The organism is Streptomyces rishiriensis (assembly GCF_003112535.1).
Lineage (GTDB): Bacteria > Actinomycetota > Actinomycetes > Streptomycetales > Streptomycetaceae > Streptomyces > Streptomyces rishiriensis.
Genome location: NZ_BEWA01000011.1, coordinates 120,327 through 137,392, shown reverse-complemented (window position 1 = coordinate 137,392; position 17,066 = coordinate 120,327). Strand labels below are relative to the sequence as shown.

14 protein-coding genes and 1 pseudogene are annotated in these 17,066 nt (G+C 73.1%); 12 read left to right on the top strand and 3 right to left on the bottom strand.

Annotated elements, in window-relative coordinates; genetic code table 11:
- Positions 1–19 precede the first annotated feature (19 nt).
- From Sri02f_RS19175 to Sri02f_RS19160, 4 genes are all read left to right on the top strand, one after another.
- Positions 20–295 carry a phosphopantetheine-binding protein gene (locus Sri02f_RS19175; RefSeq protein ID WP_109002540.1) on the top strand — a complete coding sequence of 92 codons (276 nt, stop codon included), beginning with the start codon at positions 20–22 and terminating at the stop codon, positions 293–295.
- Positions 292–1,593 carry a beta-ketoacyl synthase N-terminal-like domain-containing protein gene (locus tag Sri02f_RS19170; RefSeq protein ID WP_218029885.1) on the top strand — a complete coding sequence of 434 codons (1,302 nt, stop codon included), beginning with the start codon at positions 292–294 and terminating at the stop codon, positions 1,591–1,593. Before Sri02f_RS19175 ends, Sri02f_RS19170 begins: the two co-directional genes overlap by 4 nt.
- Positions 1,594–1,710: 117 nt before the next feature.
- The gene (locus tag Sri02f_RS19165) at positions 1,711–2,952 is read left to right on the top strand and encodes a cytochrome P450 (protein WP_109002539.1); all 1,242 of its coding nucleotides are present in this window, start codon (positions 1,711–1,713) and stop codon (positions 2,950–2,952) included.
- 80 nt (positions 2,953–3,032) lie between these two features.
- Positions 3,033–4,340 carry a MalY/PatB family protein gene (locus Sri02f_RS19160; RefSeq protein ID WP_109002538.1) on the top strand — a complete coding sequence of 436 codons (1,308 nt, stop codon included), beginning with the start codon at positions 3,033–3,035 and terminating at the stop codon, positions 4,338–4,340.
- On the opposite strand, the gene Sri02f_RS19155 is transcribed toward Sri02f_RS19160, so the two are convergent.
- Positions 4,304–4,993, bottom strand: coding sequence for a Crp/Fnr family transcriptional regulator (locus Sri02f_RS19155; protein WP_109002537.1), 690 nt, complete (start codon positions 4,991–4,993; stop codon positions 4,304–4,306). The genes Sri02f_RS19160 and Sri02f_RS19155 overlap by 37 nt on opposite strands.
- Before the next feature lie 625 nt (positions 4,994–5,618).
- Between Sri02f_RS19155 and Sri02f_RS19150 the strand changes: the two genes are divergently transcribed.
- Positions 5,619–6,890, top strand: coding sequence for an alpha/beta hydrolase family protein (locus Sri02f_RS19150; protein ID WP_109002536.1), 1,272 nt, complete (start codon positions 5,619–5,621; stop codon positions 6,888–6,890).
- A 164-nt stretch (positions 6,891–7,054) separates the two neighbouring features.
- Here Sri02f_RS19150 and Sri02f_RS42920 read toward each other — a convergent pair.
- Positions 7,055–7,351, bottom strand: a pseudogene (locus Sri02f_RS42920) (NADPH:quinone reductase); the annotation flags it as partial.
- 86 nt (positions 7,352–7,437) lie between these two features.
- Here Sri02f_RS42920 and Sri02f_RS43645 point away from each other — a divergent pair.
- Both Sri02f_RS43645 and Sri02f_RS19140 read left to right on the top strand, forming a co-directional pair.
- Positions 7,438–7,563: a hypothetical protein gene (locus tag Sri02f_RS43645; protein ID WP_281261894.1), complete on the top strand. Its 126-nt coding sequence runs from the start codon at positions 7,438–7,440 to the stop codon at positions 7,561–7,563.
- Positions 7,564–7,735: 172 nt separating this feature from the next.
- Positions 7,736–8,362 carry a TetR/AcrR family transcriptional regulator gene (locus tag Sri02f_RS19140; protein WP_109002535.1) on the top strand — a complete coding sequence of 209 codons (627 nt, stop codon included), beginning with the start codon at positions 7,736–7,738 and terminating at the stop codon, positions 8,360–8,362.
- Between the two features lie 76 nt (positions 8,363–8,438).
- On the opposite strand, the gene Sri02f_RS19135 is transcribed toward Sri02f_RS19140, so the two are convergent.
- Positions 8,439–10,031: an FAD-dependent oxidoreductase gene (locus tag Sri02f_RS19135; protein ID WP_109002534.1), complete on the bottom strand. Its 1,593-nt coding sequence runs from the start codon at positions 10,029–10,031 to the stop codon at positions 8,439–8,441.
- A gap of 436 nt (positions 10,032–10,467) precedes the next feature.
- On the opposite strand from Sri02f_RS19135, the gene Sri02f_RS19130 reads away from it, so the two are divergent.
- The 5 genes from Sri02f_RS19130 (at position 10,468) to Sri02f_RS19110 (ending at position 17,049) form a co-directional block, all read left to right on the top strand.
- Positions 10,468–11,031: a hemerythrin domain-containing protein gene (locus Sri02f_RS19130; protein ID WP_109002533.1), complete on the top strand. Its 564-nt coding sequence runs from the start codon at positions 10,468–10,470 to the stop codon at positions 11,029–11,031.
- A gap of 377 nt (positions 11,032–11,408) precedes the next feature.
- The gene (locus Sri02f_RS19125; protein ID WP_109002574.1) at positions 11,409–13,481 is read left to right on the top strand and encodes a SpoIIE family protein phosphatase; all 2,073 of its coding nucleotides are present in this window, start codon (positions 11,409–11,411) and stop codon (positions 13,479–13,481) included.
- A 111-nt stretch (positions 13,482–13,592) separates the two neighbouring features.
- Positions 13,593–14,219, top strand: a complete 627-nt coding sequence (locus tag Sri02f_RS19120; RefSeq protein ID WP_109002532.1) for a class I SAM-dependent methyltransferase — start codon at positions 13,593–13,595, stop codon at positions 14,217–14,219.
- 98 nt (positions 14,220–14,317) lie between these two features.
- Complete coding sequence (locus Sri02f_RS19115) at positions 14,318–14,755, top strand: glutaredoxin domain-containing protein (RefSeq protein WP_109002531.1); 438 nt, start codon at positions 14,318–14,320, stop codon at positions 14,753–14,755.
- Positions 14,756–14,883: 128 nt separating this feature from the next.
- The gene (locus Sri02f_RS19110) at positions 14,884–17,049 is read left to right on the top strand and encodes an alpha-galactosidase (RefSeq protein ID WP_109002530.1); all 2,166 of its coding nucleotides are present in this window, start codon (positions 14,884–14,886) and stop codon (positions 17,047–17,049) included.
- The last annotated feature ends 17 nt before the right edge of the window (positions 17,050–17,066 follow it).

The following is a 17,066-nucleotide window of genomic DNA, read 5'->3' as shown; positions in this document are numbered from 1 at the left end:
CGAACCGGAGGTACCCCCAGTGAACGGATCGGCCGAGAGCGTTCCCGGCACGGACAGCGCCGAGGAACGGGTCCTGGCGGTGTTGCGCCGCACCACCCTGGAGATCGTGCCGGAGGTCGAACCGGCCCTGTTCACGCCCGACCGGACCCTGTCCGACCTGGGCTGCAACAGCATCGACCGGGCCGAGATCGTCACCCTGGCCATGGAGGAGCTGGGCATCGCGGTGCCCGTGCACGAGTTCCACCAGGGGATGGACCTCGGCACCCTGGCCGCGATCATGCGCAAGCAGCTGTGAGCGGACCCGTCGCGGACGGGCGCGCGGTGGTGGTGACCGGGCTCGGTGTGCTCGGCGCCGTCGCGGCCGACCCCGGAGACCTGAGCGTCGCGCTGCGCGCGGGACGCTGCGCCCTCACCGCGCCGGCGCCCCCCGCCGACGCGGACCGGCCGGGCGTGTCCTGGCCCGCGTTCACGGCCGAGCTGGCTTCGGAGGACGTCCCCAAGCGGGCCCTGGACGCGCTGCCCGGTCTGCCGGAAGACCTGCGGACCGCGGCGCGGCGGACCGCGCTGCGGGCGCCGGCGCCGGTGTGCGCGGCCGTCGTCGCCGCCCTCCAGGCGTGGCTGGAGGCCGGGCTCGACCGCACGGCGCCGCCGCCCGAGCGCATCGGCGTCGTGGTGGCCGGGAACAACCTCACGGAGCGGGTCACCGAGGACGGCCGGACCCGCGCGGAGCGCAACCCGGTCTACCTGCCCGCGCGTTACGCCCTGCATCACCAGGACACCGATCACGTCGCCACGCTCAGCCGCGTCCTGGGCGTGCGCGGGGAGGGCTGCACGGTCGGCGGCGCCTCGGCGAGCGGCAACCTGGCCCTCGCGCACGGCGCCCGGATGCTCGCCGCCGGGGCGGCCGACGTGTGTCTCGTCGTGGGAGCCATGACCCCGCTGTCCCAGCTGCAGACGCGCGGCTACCTCACCCTCGGCGCGATGGCCCCGGCGCACGGCGCACCCGTGCGCCCGCCGGCGCCGTTCGACGCCGGCCACCGCGGTTTCCATCCCGGGCAGGCGGCGGCCTGCATGGTCCTGGAGACCGTCGCGTCGGCCCGCCTGCGCGGCGCGCGGTCGCTGGCCGGGCTCGTGGGCGCCGCCGTCGTCCTGGACGGCAACCATCTGGCCGACCCGTCCGTGGACGGCGAGGTCCGGGCCATGGAGGGCGCGCTGGCGCAGGCGGGCGTGAGCGCGTCCGACGTCGGCTGGGTCAGCACCCACGGCACCGGATCGCCGCTGGGCGACCGGACCGAGGCCGACGCCCTGCGCAAGGTCTTCGGAACGGGCGACGACGGGCCCTGGGTCAACGCCACCAAGTCCCTCACCGGCCACTGCCTCAGCGCGGCCGGCGTGGTCGAGGCCGTGGCCGCCGTGGTGCAGCTGCGGGGCGGCTTCGTGCACCCCGATCCGGGGCGGCGCGAACCCGTCGACGCGAGCCTGCGCTTCACCGGCGACGAGCCGAGGCGGGCGCGCGGCGGGTTCGTGCTGTCGAACGGATTCGGGTTCGGCGGCATCAACTCGGCGGTCGTCCTGGCCCATCCGCAGGTCTGAACCGGGCCGTTCGAGCCCGCCGATGCTCAGAAGTGAACAGAACCGGGGCGGCGCCGGGACATAGCGTCGGGGCCCGTGCCGGGTGCGGACGCGCGGGGCGACGAGGAAGGGCTTCCTATGACGGACACGACCGAGACCACCGGGCCGCTGCCGGACCCCGAGGCCGAACCTCCCGTGTTCCCGCAGGAAAAGGCGCCGGGCTGTCCCTTCGACCCGCCTCCCGCGTACCGCCGGCTCCAGGCCGAGGACCCGTTCGCCCGGGTCACCCTGCCCAGCGGACAGCAGGCGCGCCTGGTCACCCGGCACCGGGACGTACGGGCCGTGCTGGACGACCCGCGCTTCAGCGCCGACAGCTCCCACCCGGACTTCCCCCGGATGTTCCCCCGGCCCGTGCCCCAGGTCCTGCAGGGCACCTTCCCCCGGCTCGACGGCGCCGAGCACCTGCGCTACCGCCGGATGCTGGCCCGGGACTTCACCGGCCGGCGGGCCGAGGAACTGCGGCCCCGGATCGAGCAGATCGTCGACGCGCGCCTGGACCTGATGGAGGAGACGGGCGGCCCGCTGGACCTGATGGAGGCGCTCGCCTACCCCGTGCCGTCCACCGTCGTGTGCGAGCTGCTCGGGGTGCCGCCCGAGGACAGCCCGCTGTTCGAGTCCCGCACCCGGGTCCTCATCAACGGCCGCAGCGGTCCGCAGGAGACGCAGCGGGCCAAGGACGACATCCTCCACCATCTCGAAGGGGTGGTGGCGGCCAAGGAGAAGCAGCCCGGCGACGACCTCATCAGCCGGCTGCTGGTCGACCAGGTGGCTCCCGGACTGCTGGACCGCGGGGAGGTCGCCGTCATCGCCTGGCTGCTGCTCGCGGCCGGCCACCACACCACCGCGACCATGATCGGCACCGGCGCCATGCTGCTGCTGGAGAACCCGGAGCAGCTGGCCGCCCTGCGCGCCGACCCGGCACTGCTCCCGGGCGCCGTGGACGAACTGCTGAGGCATCAGACGGCCATGCAGATCGGCATGAACCGGATCGCGACCGAGGACGTCGCCATCGGTGACGAGACGGTACGCGCGGGGGAGGGCGTGGTGTGCCAGCTGGCGTCCGCCAACCGGGACGCCGACGTCTTCCCCGGCCCCGACCGCTTCGACGTCACCCGCACCGCCCGCGGCCACCTGGCCTTCGGCCACGGCCCCCACCAGTGCCCCGGCCAGTCCCTGGCCCGGGTCGAGCTCCAGGTCACCCTGGCGCGGCTGTTCACCCGGCTGCCCGCCCTGCGACTCGCCGTCCCCGCCGCCGACGTCCCGTTCTGGCATCACCTGTTCGGCATCCACGGAGTCAGGGAACTGCCCGTCACCTGGTGAACCCGCGTCGTCCGCCGCCCGCTGCGCCGGGCGGCCACGGCGCATCCGAGGGCCCCGTCCAACCGACGCAGGAGGAGTCGTTGTCGCAGGTACAGGCACAGCAGGAGCTTCTCCACCGGTTCGACGGGCTGCGCGCGGCCTCGCTGTCCACGCGGCGCAGCGAGAAGTGGCGGCGCTACCCGCCCGACATCCTCCCGGCCTTCATCGCCGAGATGGACTTCCCCGTCGCCGAACCGGTGATCGACGCCGTCCGCGCGCACCTCGTCGAGGGCGGCGATCTCGGCTACGCCTACGCCTACACCACCGACGCCTGCGTGCAGCGGGCGTTCGCGGCCTGGGCGTGGGCGCATCACGGCTGGCGCGTGGAACCGCGGAACGTGGTGCTGTTCCCGGACACCATGCGGGTGATGGAAGTGGCGCTGGAGCGGTTCACCGAGCCGGGCGACGGCGTCGTGGTCGACGTGCCGGCCTACCCGCCCTACTTCGAGGCCATCTCCGCGGCCGGCCGCCAGGTGGTCGCCCAGCCGATGCGGCTGCGAGGGGGCCGTTGGCGGCTCGACCTGGAGGGGCTGGCCCGCTCCTTCCGGTCCGGGGCCGCCGCGTACTTCCTGTGCAATCCGCACAATCCCACCGGGCGCGTCCTGACCGTCCAGGAGCTGCGCGAGGTGCTGGCGCTGGCGGCCGAGTTCGACGTCGCGGTGATCTCCGACGAGGTGCACGCCCCGCTCGCCCACCCGGGGCGCCGGCATGTGCCGCTCGGCTCGCTGCCCGAGGCGGCCCGGGTGGCCACGGTGACGGCCGCCTCGGCGAGCAAGGGCTGGAACCTGTCCGGTCTGAAGTGCGCGATGGCGGTGGCCGGCCGGCCCCGGGACCACGAGCGGCTCATGGAGATGCGGCCCAGGGAACGGGACGGCGTCGGCATCCTGGGCGTGAGCGCGAGCGAGGCCGCCTTCACCCGGGGCGATCCCTGGCTGCGCACGGTACGTCACTATCTTCACGGCAGCTCGCGCATGCTCGTCGAGCTGTTCGAGTCCTTCGGTCCCGACCTGGTGCTGGTGCCGCCCGAGGCGAGCTACCTGGCGTGGCTCGACGGCCGGCGGCTGGCGGACCGGCTGGGCAGCGGCGACCTCGCGGGGTTCTTCCTCACCCGGGGGAAGGTCGCCCTCAGTGACGGCCGGGAGTACGGGAGCGAGGGCTTCATCCGGCTCAACTTCGGCACGTCCCAGCGCTTGCTGGAGGAAATGGTGCGCCGCATGGAGAAAGCGGTGCGGGAGGAGGCCCCGGATCCAGGTGGCGCCGGTGGGGCGCCACCGCGAAGTGTTCCGGGATACCCCGCGCCGGTGTGCGGCTCCTATAGGCCGGCGGACAGCGAGGAATTCTCCAGATAGTCCGTCAACTCGGCTATGTGAATGCATAGATGCGCGTCCTCGGTGCGATGCACCACACCGGCCACGGAAAACCTCTTGAGGAAGTAACCGACGCGGGAACGAGTCGTCCCGACCATTTCCGCCAGCTCCTCCTGGGTTATTCGGTCGCGAATCAGTGCGGTCTGGGCCCTGCGGCTCCCGAATTTTTTCCCGAGGTTCACCAGAAGTGCCGCCAGCCGGTGTTCGCTGTCCATCGTCACCAAATTCGCAATTACCTGCTGCTGCTCCAGCAGGCGGTTGGCCATGTGTCGGATCAACGCCTCGCGCAGCGGCGGGTCGCAGTCGTTCACGATCTGCGCGACGCGGACCTGGATCAAGACCGTGACCTGCATGGCCTGTGCGGTTTCGGTGCGGTTGGCGGCCAGTACGCTGGACTCTCCGAACACGTCACCGGGTCCGTGTATGGACAGCAGGCACTGTTTGCCGTCGCGGGTGTGCGTCAGTGTTTTGATCTGGCCGCTCTCGACGAGATAGACGTGCGCGTCGGGCTGCCCCAGATTATAGACGTGTTCTCGTCGGCCGACATGAATCCGTGTCCCTCTGAGGGTTCCTCTCCTGGCCGCTTCCTGAAGTGCTTCGGCCAGGCTGCGTTCGGCGTTACAGAAGGATTCCATTCTGCTCCCGGTGATCGACTTCGGTCGGCAAAGCTCCTGGTGAAAACCGTCAGCCGTGATCGAATTCCTGCGCCGAATCTAAGACATGGGACCCGGACAGTGGTAGGGCTGCGGGCCATGTTGGCTGCAATTGACCGTAACCTGTTGGGACGTTGCCGCGCGGCGCGGTGGATTCGCTGGAATTAGTAATTCCGATTTGTGTCCGGTGGGGCGCAAGGGGTGGGCCGTCCGCTGAAATGACTGGTAAACACGGTGGCGTCGGGGGTGCACGCGGGGACGCTCGGTCGCGTTGATGTCGCTTTGTGTCAGATTATTCGCGAAAGGCGTACACGAGTTTGCGTCACTTTTGGCTCCCTGGCGCGATGCGATCGTTCAGGAAAGATCCTTCGAGGCGCGCCGTGGACGCGCGGTCCCGTGGAGTGCGCGCGACATGGGATCCGCGCCCCGGTCGGAGGCGAAACCGCTTCCGGCCGGACGGGCGCGGTCGGCCGGAAGCGGTTTCGCCCTGTGGCGGTACGGCTTTCCCCAGGGGTGAAACGCCTGGCAGCACGATGGCGCACGGGGGAGTGCGTTGCGAAGGTCGACGGGTCCGCACACCGCAGCGCCGCACCTGAAGGAACCTCCCATGCGCAGCTCTCGTCTCGTCGCCGTTTCTCTGGTCGGGGTCGTCGTCGCCGGTCTCGCCGTCTCGACCGCGCTCCCGGCTTCGGCCGGCCCCTCCTCGCACGCCGCGCCCGAGCCGTCCGTGTCGTCGGACCCCGCGAAGGGGCGGACGCTCACGCTCCCCGCGCCCCGCGGCCGCCATGCCACCGGTGAGTCGGTCTTCCGGCTCGTCGACGACGAGCGGGCGGACCCGTGGGCGCCCGACAGGTCCTACCGCGAGCTGATGATCAGCGTCTTCTATCCGGCGGCGCACACCGGGGGCCGGCCGTTCACGAAGCAGTTCCCGCCGGCGGTGGCCGCGGCGGTCGGTGCGGCGGTCGAGGAGGGCGATGAGCTGCCCGCGGGTCTGGTGGACTGGGCCGCGACCGGGACGCACTCGGTGAAGGACGCCGAGGCGGCGCCGGGCCGTTTCCCGGTCGTCCTGTACTCGCCCGGCGCCGGGGACCCGCGGGACTGGAACGTGTCGCTGGTCGAGGACCTCGCTTCGCGCGGCTTCGTGGTGGTCACCGTCGACCACACCGGGGAGGCGCCGGCGGTGCAGTTCCCGGACGGTCACCTGGTCGGCAACGGGCCGCTGACGGCGGCCTGGACCCAGGCGTTCGAGAACGGCACGACCCTGGCGTTCTTCACGAAGCTGATGGGCGCACGCGTGGCCGACACCGAGCTCGTGCTCGACCGGCTGGCGAGCCTGCCGCACCGGCTGACCGGCGTCATGGACCTGAACCGGATCGGCATGCTCGGGCACTCCGGCGGCGGGTTCACGGCGGCGAACGTGATGTACGGCGATCCGCGGATCAAGGCCGGCGTCAACATGGACGGCACCCTGGAGTACTCCGTCAAGCCCGACGGCAGCAACCTGAGCGAGGTCGCGCTGCACGGGCTGGACCGGCCGTTCCTGCTGATGGGCAGCAGCTCCGCGGCCGACGGCAGCGACGTGCACCGCGAGCCGTCATGGGCGTCGTTCTGGCAGCACCAGCGCGGCTGGAAGGCCGATGTCACGCTGGACGACTCCGCGCACGCGTCGTTCACCGATGCCGAGGCGCTGCTGCCGCAGCTGGCCGGCCGGGTGCCGGCCGCGACGCTGGCCGCGGCGGTGGGGACGGTCGACTCGCGCCGGGCGGTGGCGGCGAACCGGGCGCTGGTGGCCTCCTTCTTCGACCGGTTCCTGAAGGGCCGCGACGACCATCTCCTGGACGGCGGCGCGTCGAAGTACCCGATCACCTTCGTCCGGTAACCCGCGCCCGCCAGGGGCCCCGGGCCGTCCGGGATCCTGACCACGACCGGCGGCCGGGCCGACCCGGAAAGGTGCACGGCCATGGAAACGGTCCGCCACGCGCCCCATGGAACACGGCGACGCCGAAGCCGGGCGTCGGGCAGCGCGCCCGGTCCGACGTGCGCGGCCTGGACGTCGGCCGGGAGGTCGTCGGCCTGGCCGCGGTAGGAGGTCAGCCGCACCCCGCCCGGGATCATGAACGGGGTGAAGCCGGGGCTCGTCCACTGGCCCGCCAGGGCACCGGTGAAGCAGACCGTGCCGTGCCGGCGGACGGTGCGCAGGGTGTCGGCGAGGATCGAGCAGCCCACCAGCTCCAGTGCGGCGTCGACGCCGTCCGGCATCAGCTCGCGCACCTGGTCGGCGATCGTCCCGTCGTCGACGCGGGGATGGTCGACGCCCGCGGCTCGCAGGGCCCCTGCCCTCTGACGGTTACGAAGCCCAGATCACCGAGCGCCTGCGCCACTGGGCCGCTCTGCGTGCCCGCCGGCACTGCGGCTGACGCGGACACGTGGGCAGGGTCCAGAGCCTCGCCGGCGTCTGCCCCCGCTTCGGCGAGTTCACCGCACTGCACGACCGGCTCGACCCCGGCCGGCGCTTCACCGACCCGTATCCGCGCAGGGCGCCGGGCGACTGAACGTGCGGCTCGCGCCTCTTCGCGCCGCGGGGGTTTCCCGGGCGGGGGCCTTCGTTCCGGATACGGTGTAGCTGTCAAGGTGCAGGCCGAGGAGGTGGGACGTTCCGTGGCAGCAGCCGACCCTGCGCGAGCGGGTGCGCGATCGGCTCGGCGTTCTCCGGGACGGCCGCCGGTGCCGTTGGAGCGCATCGTCGCCACCGCCCTGCGGATCGTGGACGAGGAGGGCGCCGACGCCCTCTCGATGCGGACGCTCGCCCAGCGTCTGGGCTCGGGCACGGCGACGCTGTACCGGCACTTCGACAACCGGGCGGCGCTGGTCGCCCATGTCGTGGACCGCATGTTGGGCGCCGTGCAGCTGAACGACGGCGAACTCCTCGCGACGGGCTGGGAACAGGCGCTGCGGACGGTCGCGCACACCATGTTCGACGCCCTGGCCGGACACCGGAACGCGGCGCGCCTGATGGTCGAGCGGGTCCCCCTGGGCCCGAACGCGATGGCACTGCGCGAGCACTGCGTCGCGGTGCTGCTCGGCAGCGGCTTCCCGCCGCCGGTGGCCGCGCACGCGTACGCGACGCTGGCCCGCTATGTCCTCGGATTCGCCATCCAGGCCGACGGACAGGGCGGCGCGGGGCCACTCGGCGACGCGGACCCGTCCGCGGTCTTCCACAGCGTGGATCCGAACCTGTACCCGGCGACCCTCGCCGTTGCCGGGTCGATGCCCGTTCCGATCGAGGACGAGTTCTCCTTCGGCCTCGACCTGCTTCTCAGCGGGCTCGCCCGCCTGCGCGACGACGTCTGACCGGGCAGGCGGTGCGGGCCCGCGGTCCGGTCCGGCGCCGTCGTGACGACCTGCGCGCCGCGCAGCGGCAGGCGGCTCATTCTACGTCTCCCGGGCCGGGGTGGACGCGGCTCCGCCGGGACATGGGGTCGCTCCCTGCCTGCGGCGTCATCGCCCGCACGGCCGTCTGCGTGGAAGTGAGGAAGTCCCGGGTGGCGATGTGCCCGACGTAGCCGTCGGGACGGATCAGCAGCAGCGTGTCGCCGGTCAGGCCGTAGGCCCGCCGCAGCGTGTTCCCGGGGTCGGAGAAGGCGGGGCCGACGGCGCCGGCCGGTCCCACGGTGAGCCGCTTCAGCCGGGCGCCCGCCGTGGGCCAGACGAGGCCGTCGAGGGCCCGGGCGGCGCCGGGGCCACAGGCGACGGCGGTGAAGTGCGGTCCGCGCAGGACGTCGAGGAGTCGGGTCCCGGCGCCGTCGGGGCCGCGCAGCTCGGCGTCCGGGGCGCGGTCGCCCGTACGCAGCGTCCCGGTGCGCATGCCGTCGGCGGGTGCGAGCGGGCCGCCGTAGTAGGTCAAGGCGAGCTGCTGCTCGTCCTTGCCCCGCTTCATGCTCGAGGGGTCGAGCTTGGCGATGCCGTCCCACTTCTCGCTGGACAGGCCGAGAACCCCTGCGGCGATCGGCTGCCGCTCGGCCTCGTAGGTGTCCAGCAGGGCCGCATCCGCTCCGGCGAGCACCTGGGCGAGCTTCCAGCCGAGGTTGTAGCCGTCCTGGATGCCGGTGTTGAGGCCCTGGGCGCCGGCCGGGGGGTGGACGTGCGCGGCGTCACCGGCGAGGAGGACGCGTCCCCGGCCGTAACTCTCCGCCAGGCGGATGTTGGGCCGGAACACCGACGTCCAGCGGATGTCGTGCAGCCGGATGCGCCGGTCGTGGGTGTGGTCGTGGATCCGCCGGAGGATGTCGTCCTTCCCCGACGGGGGTTCCTCGTCCGGCGTGAGACGGATCGTCCACTGGAACATGTCGCTGCCGGGCAGCGGACAGGCGCCGATGAGCCTGCCGCCCCGGCCGGGCCACATGTGCCACCGGTCGCGGGCCAGACCGGTCACCGAGGCGTCGACGACGAGCGTCCGGTCGCTCTCGTGCGTCGTCCCGGCGAAGCCGACGCCGAGCTGTTTGCGCACGGCGCTGGAACCGCCGTCGGCGCCCACCACGTAGCGGGCGACGATCTTCTCCGTGCCGTCCGCGCCCGCCACCTCGGCGACGACCGTGTCCTCGTCCTGCGTCAGCCCGGTCAGCTCCCTGCCGAACTCGATCTCGCGGCCGAGCTCGCCGAGGCGCGCGTGCAGGGCGCGGTCCGTGCGGAACTGGGGGATGAGCCAGGTGTTGGGGTAGGGGACGTCCGGGGTCGCCTCCTTGTGGGGGAACATCTTCCACGGCACGGCGAGGGGGCCCGCGTGCAGCCCGAGCCTGGGGTAGACGCTGCCGCCGGCCAGCACGTCGTCGAGGGCGCCGAGGTCTTCGAGGACTTCGAGGCTGCGGGGTTGCACGCCCTTGGCGCGCGAGCCGTCGAAGGCATGGGGAGACCGGTCGACGATCCGGACGTCGAGTCCCCGGCGTACGAGGTCGATCGCCGCGGCGGAGCCCGAGGGACCCGCACCGACGACCAGGACGTCGATGATCTGCGGACTGCTCATGAGTCGAGCTCCATGGAACGGGCCTCCTGGCCTCCGTGCGTGGTGGTGTCGGCCGCGACGAACCGGGAATCGGGTGGTGGCTCAGACCGGGAACTCATATTGGATACAGTGTTACCGATAAGGCGTCGTGTCAAGGGAACAGGGTGGGCCGGGTGGTCCGCGCGCCGGGGCCCCGGCGCGCGACGGCTGCCGTCGAGGGCGAGGAGACCGCGCGCAGACGAACCGTCGAGGGCGGACGGCTCCGGCCGCGGGCGGCCACTGCGCCAGACGCTCCCGCGAGAGGCCGGAAGCCGTCCGCCACCGGAGTGAAGTGTCCGACCCGCGTGAGGTCGTCCGTGCCCGCGTGGCAGGTATCGGTGCTGGGCGGCCGCGTCGGCGAAGCGCTGGACGGGGCCGGTCGCCCGGCGGCCTCGGAGCGTCAAGGAGTGGAGAACACATGGGACACGGCGGGAACGTCATCCAGGAACTGACCGCGGACCACAGGGAGGTGGACGAGCTCTTCGCGCAGATCGAGGCGCTGCCGGGGGCCGACCGGCAGCGACGCGAACTGGCGGACCGGCTCACCATGGAGCTGATCCGGCACTCGGTGGCCGAGGAGGAGCACCTGTACCCGACGGTGCGCCGGTACGTCGACGGCGGAGACGACCTCGCCGACAAGGAGATCGCCGACCACGCCGAGGTCGAGCACATGCTCAAGGAGCTCGAAGGCTGCCAGCCCGGCGACGCGCGTTTCGACGCGCTGATCCTGCGGCTGAAGAACTCCGTCACGGCCCATGTCGACGACGAGGAGAACCGGCTCTTCCCGATGCTGGCCGACGTCTGCTCCGCCGACGCCCTGGCCGAGCTCGGCGAGAAGGTCCGCTCGGCCAAGCGGCACGCTCCGACGCGCCCGCACCCGGCCGCGCCGGACACCCCGCCCGCGAACAAGCTCCTGGCGCCCGGCGCCGGACTGGTCGACCGCCTGCGCGACATGCTCACCGGGCGCGGAAAGCAGGACTGACAGGCACGCAATCGCTGCCGGCACCCGTGTGACATCACGGCCCGGTGCGCATATTGTCCGCATATGGGAGAAATTCGGCGGTGCCGGAGGGCGGCCCCGCTACGACGAGGGTCCGACGAGGACCGCACAGGCGGCCCGAGCGCCGCCGCGCCGCACCTGCCGGTACCGGCCGTCCGGACGATCCGCCAGGCGGCCTCTGCCGTCCGGCACGCCAGGGCCGTTCGGGCGCAGACGGGCGCCGGCGCGGTCACCGGCGTCGGAACCGAGCGGTGTCGCGGTGGAGGCGTGCGGCGAGCGGTCGTCCCCCCGCGGAGGAAGGGGGGAAGGTGACCGACGGCGCGACCGCCGACTCCGCCGCGGGCCTCGGCCCACAGGCGATGGAGTCGGTCGCGCTCGACTTCGCGGTGGAGAGCGGCGCCAGCGTCATCGCCGTCTATCTGCTGACGCCGGACGAACCCGTGATGCAGGTGGCGCTGCTGAGCGGGGTGTCATGGCGGATCGCCGTCCCCTGGGCGACGGTGGCCCTGGACAAGTCGACCCCGGTCGCCGACGCCGTGCGGGAGCGCCGGCTGGTGTGGATCGGCAGCGAGGAGGAACGGGCGCGCCGCTACCCCAAGATGGCGCTCGTCCTGCCCCACCCCTTCGCCCTGGCCGCCGCCCCGATCACGACGGGACCGACCGTATGGGGCGGCCTCGTGCTGCACTGGCCCGCCTCGCACCCGCCGGCCCTGAGCCCGCGGGAGCGTGCGGCGATCGAGGACGTCTGCGACCGCCTGGGCAGGATCCTGCGGCGGGCCGCCGAGAGCGGACGCCGGGTACGGCCCGGCGCCGAGCCGCTGATGCCGTCTCCGCGGCCGGTCCGTACCGCCGGAGAGGGAGAGGCACGGGCCGCGGTCGGCTTCGCCGAGCGTCTCCCCGGCGGCTGCTGCGCGCTGGACGTGGACGGGCGGATCACCTTCATCACCCTCGCCGCCGCCGACCTCCTGGGGGTCGAGGTCTCGGAGCTGCTGGGAGCACGGCCCTGGGAGGCTCTGCCCTGGCTGGACACCCCCGTCGCCGAGGACCGCTACCGGTCCGCGGCGCTCAGCCGTGAAGCCACGTCCTTCACCGGTCTGCGTCCCCCGGACCACTGGCTGTCCTTCCACCTGTACCCGGACGCCACCGGCATCAGCGTGCGCGTCGTCCCCGCCGAGCCGACGCACACCTCGCGGCCTCCGCGGCTGGTCCACCCGGCGCCGCCCGCCGAACCGGGCCGGGCCACCGCGCTGTACGCCCTGACGCACCTGGCCGTCGGGCTCACGGAGGCCGTGGGCGTGTCGGACGTGGTGGACCGGGTCGCCGACCAGGTCCTGGCCGCGTTCGGGGCCCGTGCTCTCGTCCTGATGACCGCGCAGGAGGGACGGCTGCGGATCGTCGGCCACCGCGGCTACAGCGCCGACCTCATGGAGCGCTTCGACGCCGTCCCCCTGACCTCCGACACCCCGGCCGTCCACGTCCTGACCACCGGCAACCCGTGCTTCTTCGCCGATTTCGCGGAGCTGAAACGGGTCCACCCGCCGGCCGTCCTCCAGGACGGCATGGCCTCCTGGGCGTTTCTTCCGCTGATCACCACCGGCCGCCCCGTGGGCTCCATGGTGCTCGCCTACGACCGGCCCCATCCGTTCCCACCGCAGGAACGCTCCGTCCTGACAGCCCTGGCCGGACTGATCGCCCAGGCCCTGGACCGCGCCCATCTCTACGACGCCGAGCACCACCTCGCCCGCAACCTCCAGGCCGGACTGCTGCCCCACGCCCTGCCCCACGTGCCGGGCCTGGAGGTGGCGGCCCGCTACCTCCCCGCCGGCCGCGGCACGGGCATCGGCGGCGACTTCTACGACTTCATCCGCCTCGACGAGACCACCGCCGCCGCAGCCATCGGCGACGTACAGGGCCACAACGTCCAGGCCGCGACCCTCATGGGGCAGGTCCGCACCGCCGTCCACGCCACCGCGGGCGCGCCGCCCGGCGAAGTCCTCGCCCGCACCAACCGCCTGCTCACCGACCTCGACCCCGGCCTGTTCACCAGCTGCACCTACATCGCCCTCGACACGGTCCGCGACCACGCCCGCCTGGCCACCGCGGGCCATCCACCGCCCCTCCTGCGTCACCCGGACGGCCGCACCGAAGTCCTCCCCCTCGAGCCCGGGCTCCTGCTCGGCCTCGACCCCACGGCCGACTACCCCACCACCGAGATCGTGCTGCCTCCCGGGGCCGTGCTCGCGCTGTACACCGACGGACTCGTCGAGGCGCCCGGCGTCGACCTCGAGGACGCCATCCACCGCCTCGCCGACACACTGGCCCGAGCCGACACCGCCGGCATCGAGGACCTCGCCGACCATCTGGTCCAGCGCGCCGGACCGTCCGCGCCGCACAGCGACGACATCGCACTGCTCCTCATCCGCTTGCTGTAGACCACCCGAGCGTTGCCCCGGTCCGATCCGATTCACCTCGCCGGAGGCGGCCAGGAAGGAGAATGCCCGAGGGCACCGTCCTCGTCCTGACTACCGGAAGGCACGCAGACCATGAACAGCCGACGCGACCGCTGGGCCGAACTGACCGGCGGACAGGACGGAGAGGCGTACGCCCGGCGGTTCGCGCAGCTCGCCGAGTCGGGCCACGACGTGCACGGCGAAGCAGCCTTCTGCGACGCGCTGGTGACGCCCGGCGCCCGGATCCTCGACGCCGGCTGCGGCACCGGGCGGGTGGCGATCCGACTCGCCGAACTGGGGCACCGCTGCACGGGCGTGGACGTCGACCGCTCCATGCTGGCCGTCGCGCGCCGCGAGACCCCCACGCAGGAATGGATCCACGCGGACCTGGCGCACCTGGACGGCCTCGGCCTGGAACCCGGGTTCGACCTGGCCCTCGCCGCCGGGAACGTCGTCCCCCTGCTGGCGCCCGGGACCGAACCGGCCGTCGTGCGGCAACTCGCCGCCGTACTGCGCCCCGGCGGACTGCTGGTCACCGGCATGGGACTGGACGCGGAACATCTGCCGCTGCCGGAACCGACGGTGACGCTGCCGGAGTTCGACCACTGGTGCGCCGAGGCCGGACTGACGTTGCGGCAACGCTGTGCCACCTGGTCCGGCGAGCCCTATCGTCCTGGCGGCGGCTACGCCGTGAGCGTGCACGCCCGCCCCACCGCCTGACACGCCCCACCGCCTGACACGCCGCAGCGCCTGACACGCCCCGTGGGGAGCGGCCCTGCTTCCAGCAGCCTCCCGGCCCCTCGGTAGGCTCCGTCCTCATGACCCGCGCCTGGATCCTGCCGGTACTGCTGATGCTCTGCGGCTCGGCCGGCGCGGCCCGGCTGGCGTCCGGCGGGGCCCCCGGCGCCGCCGTAGCGCTCCTTGTGGTGTTCGTGCTGCTCGCCGGCGTGAACTCGCCTCTGGTCTTCCCGAGATCGATCGACGCGCTGGAGGCGCGACGCCGCAGCACGGCCGACGGCCGGCCGGTCGTCTACTGGCGGCCGGGCTGCCAGTACTGCCTGCGCCTGCGCCTCCGCCTGGGCCGCAGCGCCCGTGAGCTGTACTGGGTCGACATCTGGCGGGACCCGGCCGGCGCGGCGGCGGTGCGAGCGGTCAACGACGGCGACGAGACCGTGCCGACCGTCGTCGTGGGGGGCCGGCCGCACACCAACCCCGACCCCGCGTGGGTGCGTGGCCAGCTCTCCCGCCGCACGTGACCGGGAGCGGCGGCGTATCCGGTTCCGGGGCGCAGGGCGGCCCGCCGTTCCGGCCGTTCCGGCTGCGACGAGGAACCCGGCACCCGCGAGGAACACCGCCGCACGAACCGTCCCGGAAGGGGAATCCGTTGACCGCTGCCGCCGGAACGGTCGGGAGATCCCGCCTCTGGTCGCACCCCGAGCTCGGGCTGCACGCCGAGGTGGACGCCGCCGGCTCCGTGCGGCTGGGCGAGCCTCACCGGGACTGGGCGGCTCTCGTCCCCCTCGTCGAGGTCACCGCCACCGGACACGGACGTCTGTGGTCGGGTGAACGCTTCATCGAGACCGCCGTCGGCGAGCGCATGGTCTACCGCGACCATGACACCGTCCTGCGCGACGGCCGGGAGCTGACGACGATCCGGCTGGCCGACCCCGTCTCCGGCCTGGCCGCCCGCGTGACCCTGGAGACGCGTCCGGGCGCCGCGTTCCTGCGCGCGACGGTGCGTCTGGTCAACGAGGGAGCCGCCCCCCTCCTGCTGGAGAGCGTCACCAGCCTCACCCTCGGCGGCGTCACCGACTCCGACGGCGGCCTCGACGGCCTGACGCTGCACTGGGCGGACAACGACTGGCTCGCCGAATGCCGCTGGCGTGCCGCCGCGCTGCGCGAGCAGGTGGTCCCGCTGAGCAGAGGCGCGCACGGCCACGAGGGACGCGGCTGCTTCGAGCGTTCCTCGCAGGGCGGCTGGTCCACCGGCCGCCACCTCCCGGTCGGCGCGCTCACCGACCGGGAGGGGCGCGCCTGGCTCTGGCAGATCGAGTCCAGCGCGGGATGGCGTTTCGAGACGGGCGAACGCGAGGGCGCGGCCTACGTCGCCCTGCTCGGCCCCGACGACGCCCACCACCAGTGGCGCCACCTCCTCGCGCCCGGCGAGGAGTTCCGGTCCGTTCCCGCCGTCCTCGTCCGGACCGGTACGGGCGGTCTGGACGCCGCCTTCGGCGAACTCACCGACTACCGCCGTGCGATACGCCGCGACCACCCCGACCACCGCAGGCTCCCGGTGATCTACAACGACTACATGAACACCCTCATGGGCGATCCGACGACCGAGAAGCTGCTGCCCCTCGTCGAGGCGGCGGGGACGGCCGGCGCCGAAGTGTTCGTCGTCGACGCGGGCTGGTACGACGACGACGCCCGGGGCTGGTGGGACGCCGTCGGCGCGTGGGAGGCCGCTCCCCGCCGTTTCCCGGGCGGCATCCAGGAGGTCCTGCAAGCGATCAGGCGGCACGGCATGACCCCGGGACTCTGGCTCGAACCCGAAGTCGTCGGGGTGCGCAGCCCGCTGGCGCACACCCTCCCGCCCGAGGCGTTCTTCCGGCGGGGCGGCCTCCGCGTCACCGAACACGGACGCCATCACCTGGACCTGCGCCATCCGGCCGCTCGCGCCCACCTCGACCGGGTGGTGGACCGGCTCGTCGGCGACTGGGGCGTCGGCTATCTCAAGCTCGACTACAACATCAACATCGGCCCCGGCACGGAGAACGGCCCGGAGAGCGCGGGCGCCGGACTGCTCGGCCATCACCGCGCCCACCTCGACTGGATGGCCGCCCTCCTCGACCGCCACCCCGACCTGATCCTGGAGAACTGCGGCTCCGGCGGCCTGCGCATGGACTACGCGCAACTGTCCGTGGCCCAGATCCAGTCCACCAGCGACCAGCAGGACTTCCTGCGCTACCCGCCCATCGCCGCGGCGGCCGCCACCGCCGCCACGCCCGAGCAGGCGGCCGTGTGGGCCTACCCGCAGCCCCACCACGCCCCGGACGAGATCGCGTTCACCCTCACCGGAGCGCTGCTGGGCCGCGTCCACCTCTCCGGCTTCCTCGACCGTATGAGCCGCGGTCAACTGGAGCTCGTCCGCTCGGCGATCCGCGTGTACAAGGACATCCGGCCGGACATCCCAGGCGCGCGCCCCTTCTGGCCGATCGGTCTGCCCGGCTGGGAGGACGCCTGGATCGCCCACGGGCTCCGGGGCGAGCGCTCCACGTTCCTCACGGTCTGGCGACGGGAGGGCGCTGCCGGAGGCCCCGCGGCGGACGGCGCCGTCGCCACCCGCCGCACGCTCCTCCTGCCCCACCTGCGCGGCACGCATCTCACGCCGGTCGTCCTGTACCCCGCCGCGAGCGACGGCAGCGCGCAGTGGGACGCCGGGGCGGGAGAACTCACCGTCTCGCTGCCTCGCGGCAACACGGCCGTTCTCCTCCAACTGAGCCCCGCCGCCCCCACGGTCGGGCGGCGGAGCCGGTCACGGAGAGGATGAGCGTCCGCGGCCGACAG

Coding starts and splice junctions, on each gene's coding strand:
- Sri02f_RS19165 (WP_109002539.1), top strand. CDS start 1,711: ATGACGGACACGACCGAGACCACCGGGCCGCTGCCGGACCCCGAGGCC.
- Sri02f_RS19155 (WP_109002537.1), bottom strand. CDS start 4,993: ATGGAATCCTTCTGTAACGCCGAACGCAGCCTGGCCGAAGCACTTCAG.
- Sri02f_RS19150 (WP_109002536.1), top strand. CDS start 5,619: ATGCGCAGCTCTCGTCTCGTCGCCGTTTCTCTGGTCGGGGTCGTCGTC.
- Sri02f_RS19135 (WP_109002534.1), bottom strand. CDS start 10,031: ATGAGCAGTCCGCAGATCATCGACGTCCTGGTCGTCGGTGCGGGTCCC.
- Sri02f_RS19130 (WP_109002533.1), top strand. CDS start 10,468: ATGGGACACGGCGGGAACGTCATCCAGGAACTGACCGCGGACCACAGG.
- Sri02f_RS19125 (WP_109002574.1), top strand. CDS start 11,409: ATGGAGTCGGTCGCGCTCGACTTCGCGGTGGAGAGCGGCGCCAGCGTC.
- Sri02f_RS19120 (WP_109002532.1), top strand. CDS start 13,593: ATGAACAGCCGACGCGACCGCTGGGCCGAACTGACCGGCGGACAGGAC.
- Sri02f_RS19115 (WP_109002531.1), top strand. CDS start 14,318: ATGACCCGCGCCTGGATCCTGCCGGTACTGCTGATGCTCTGCGGCTCG.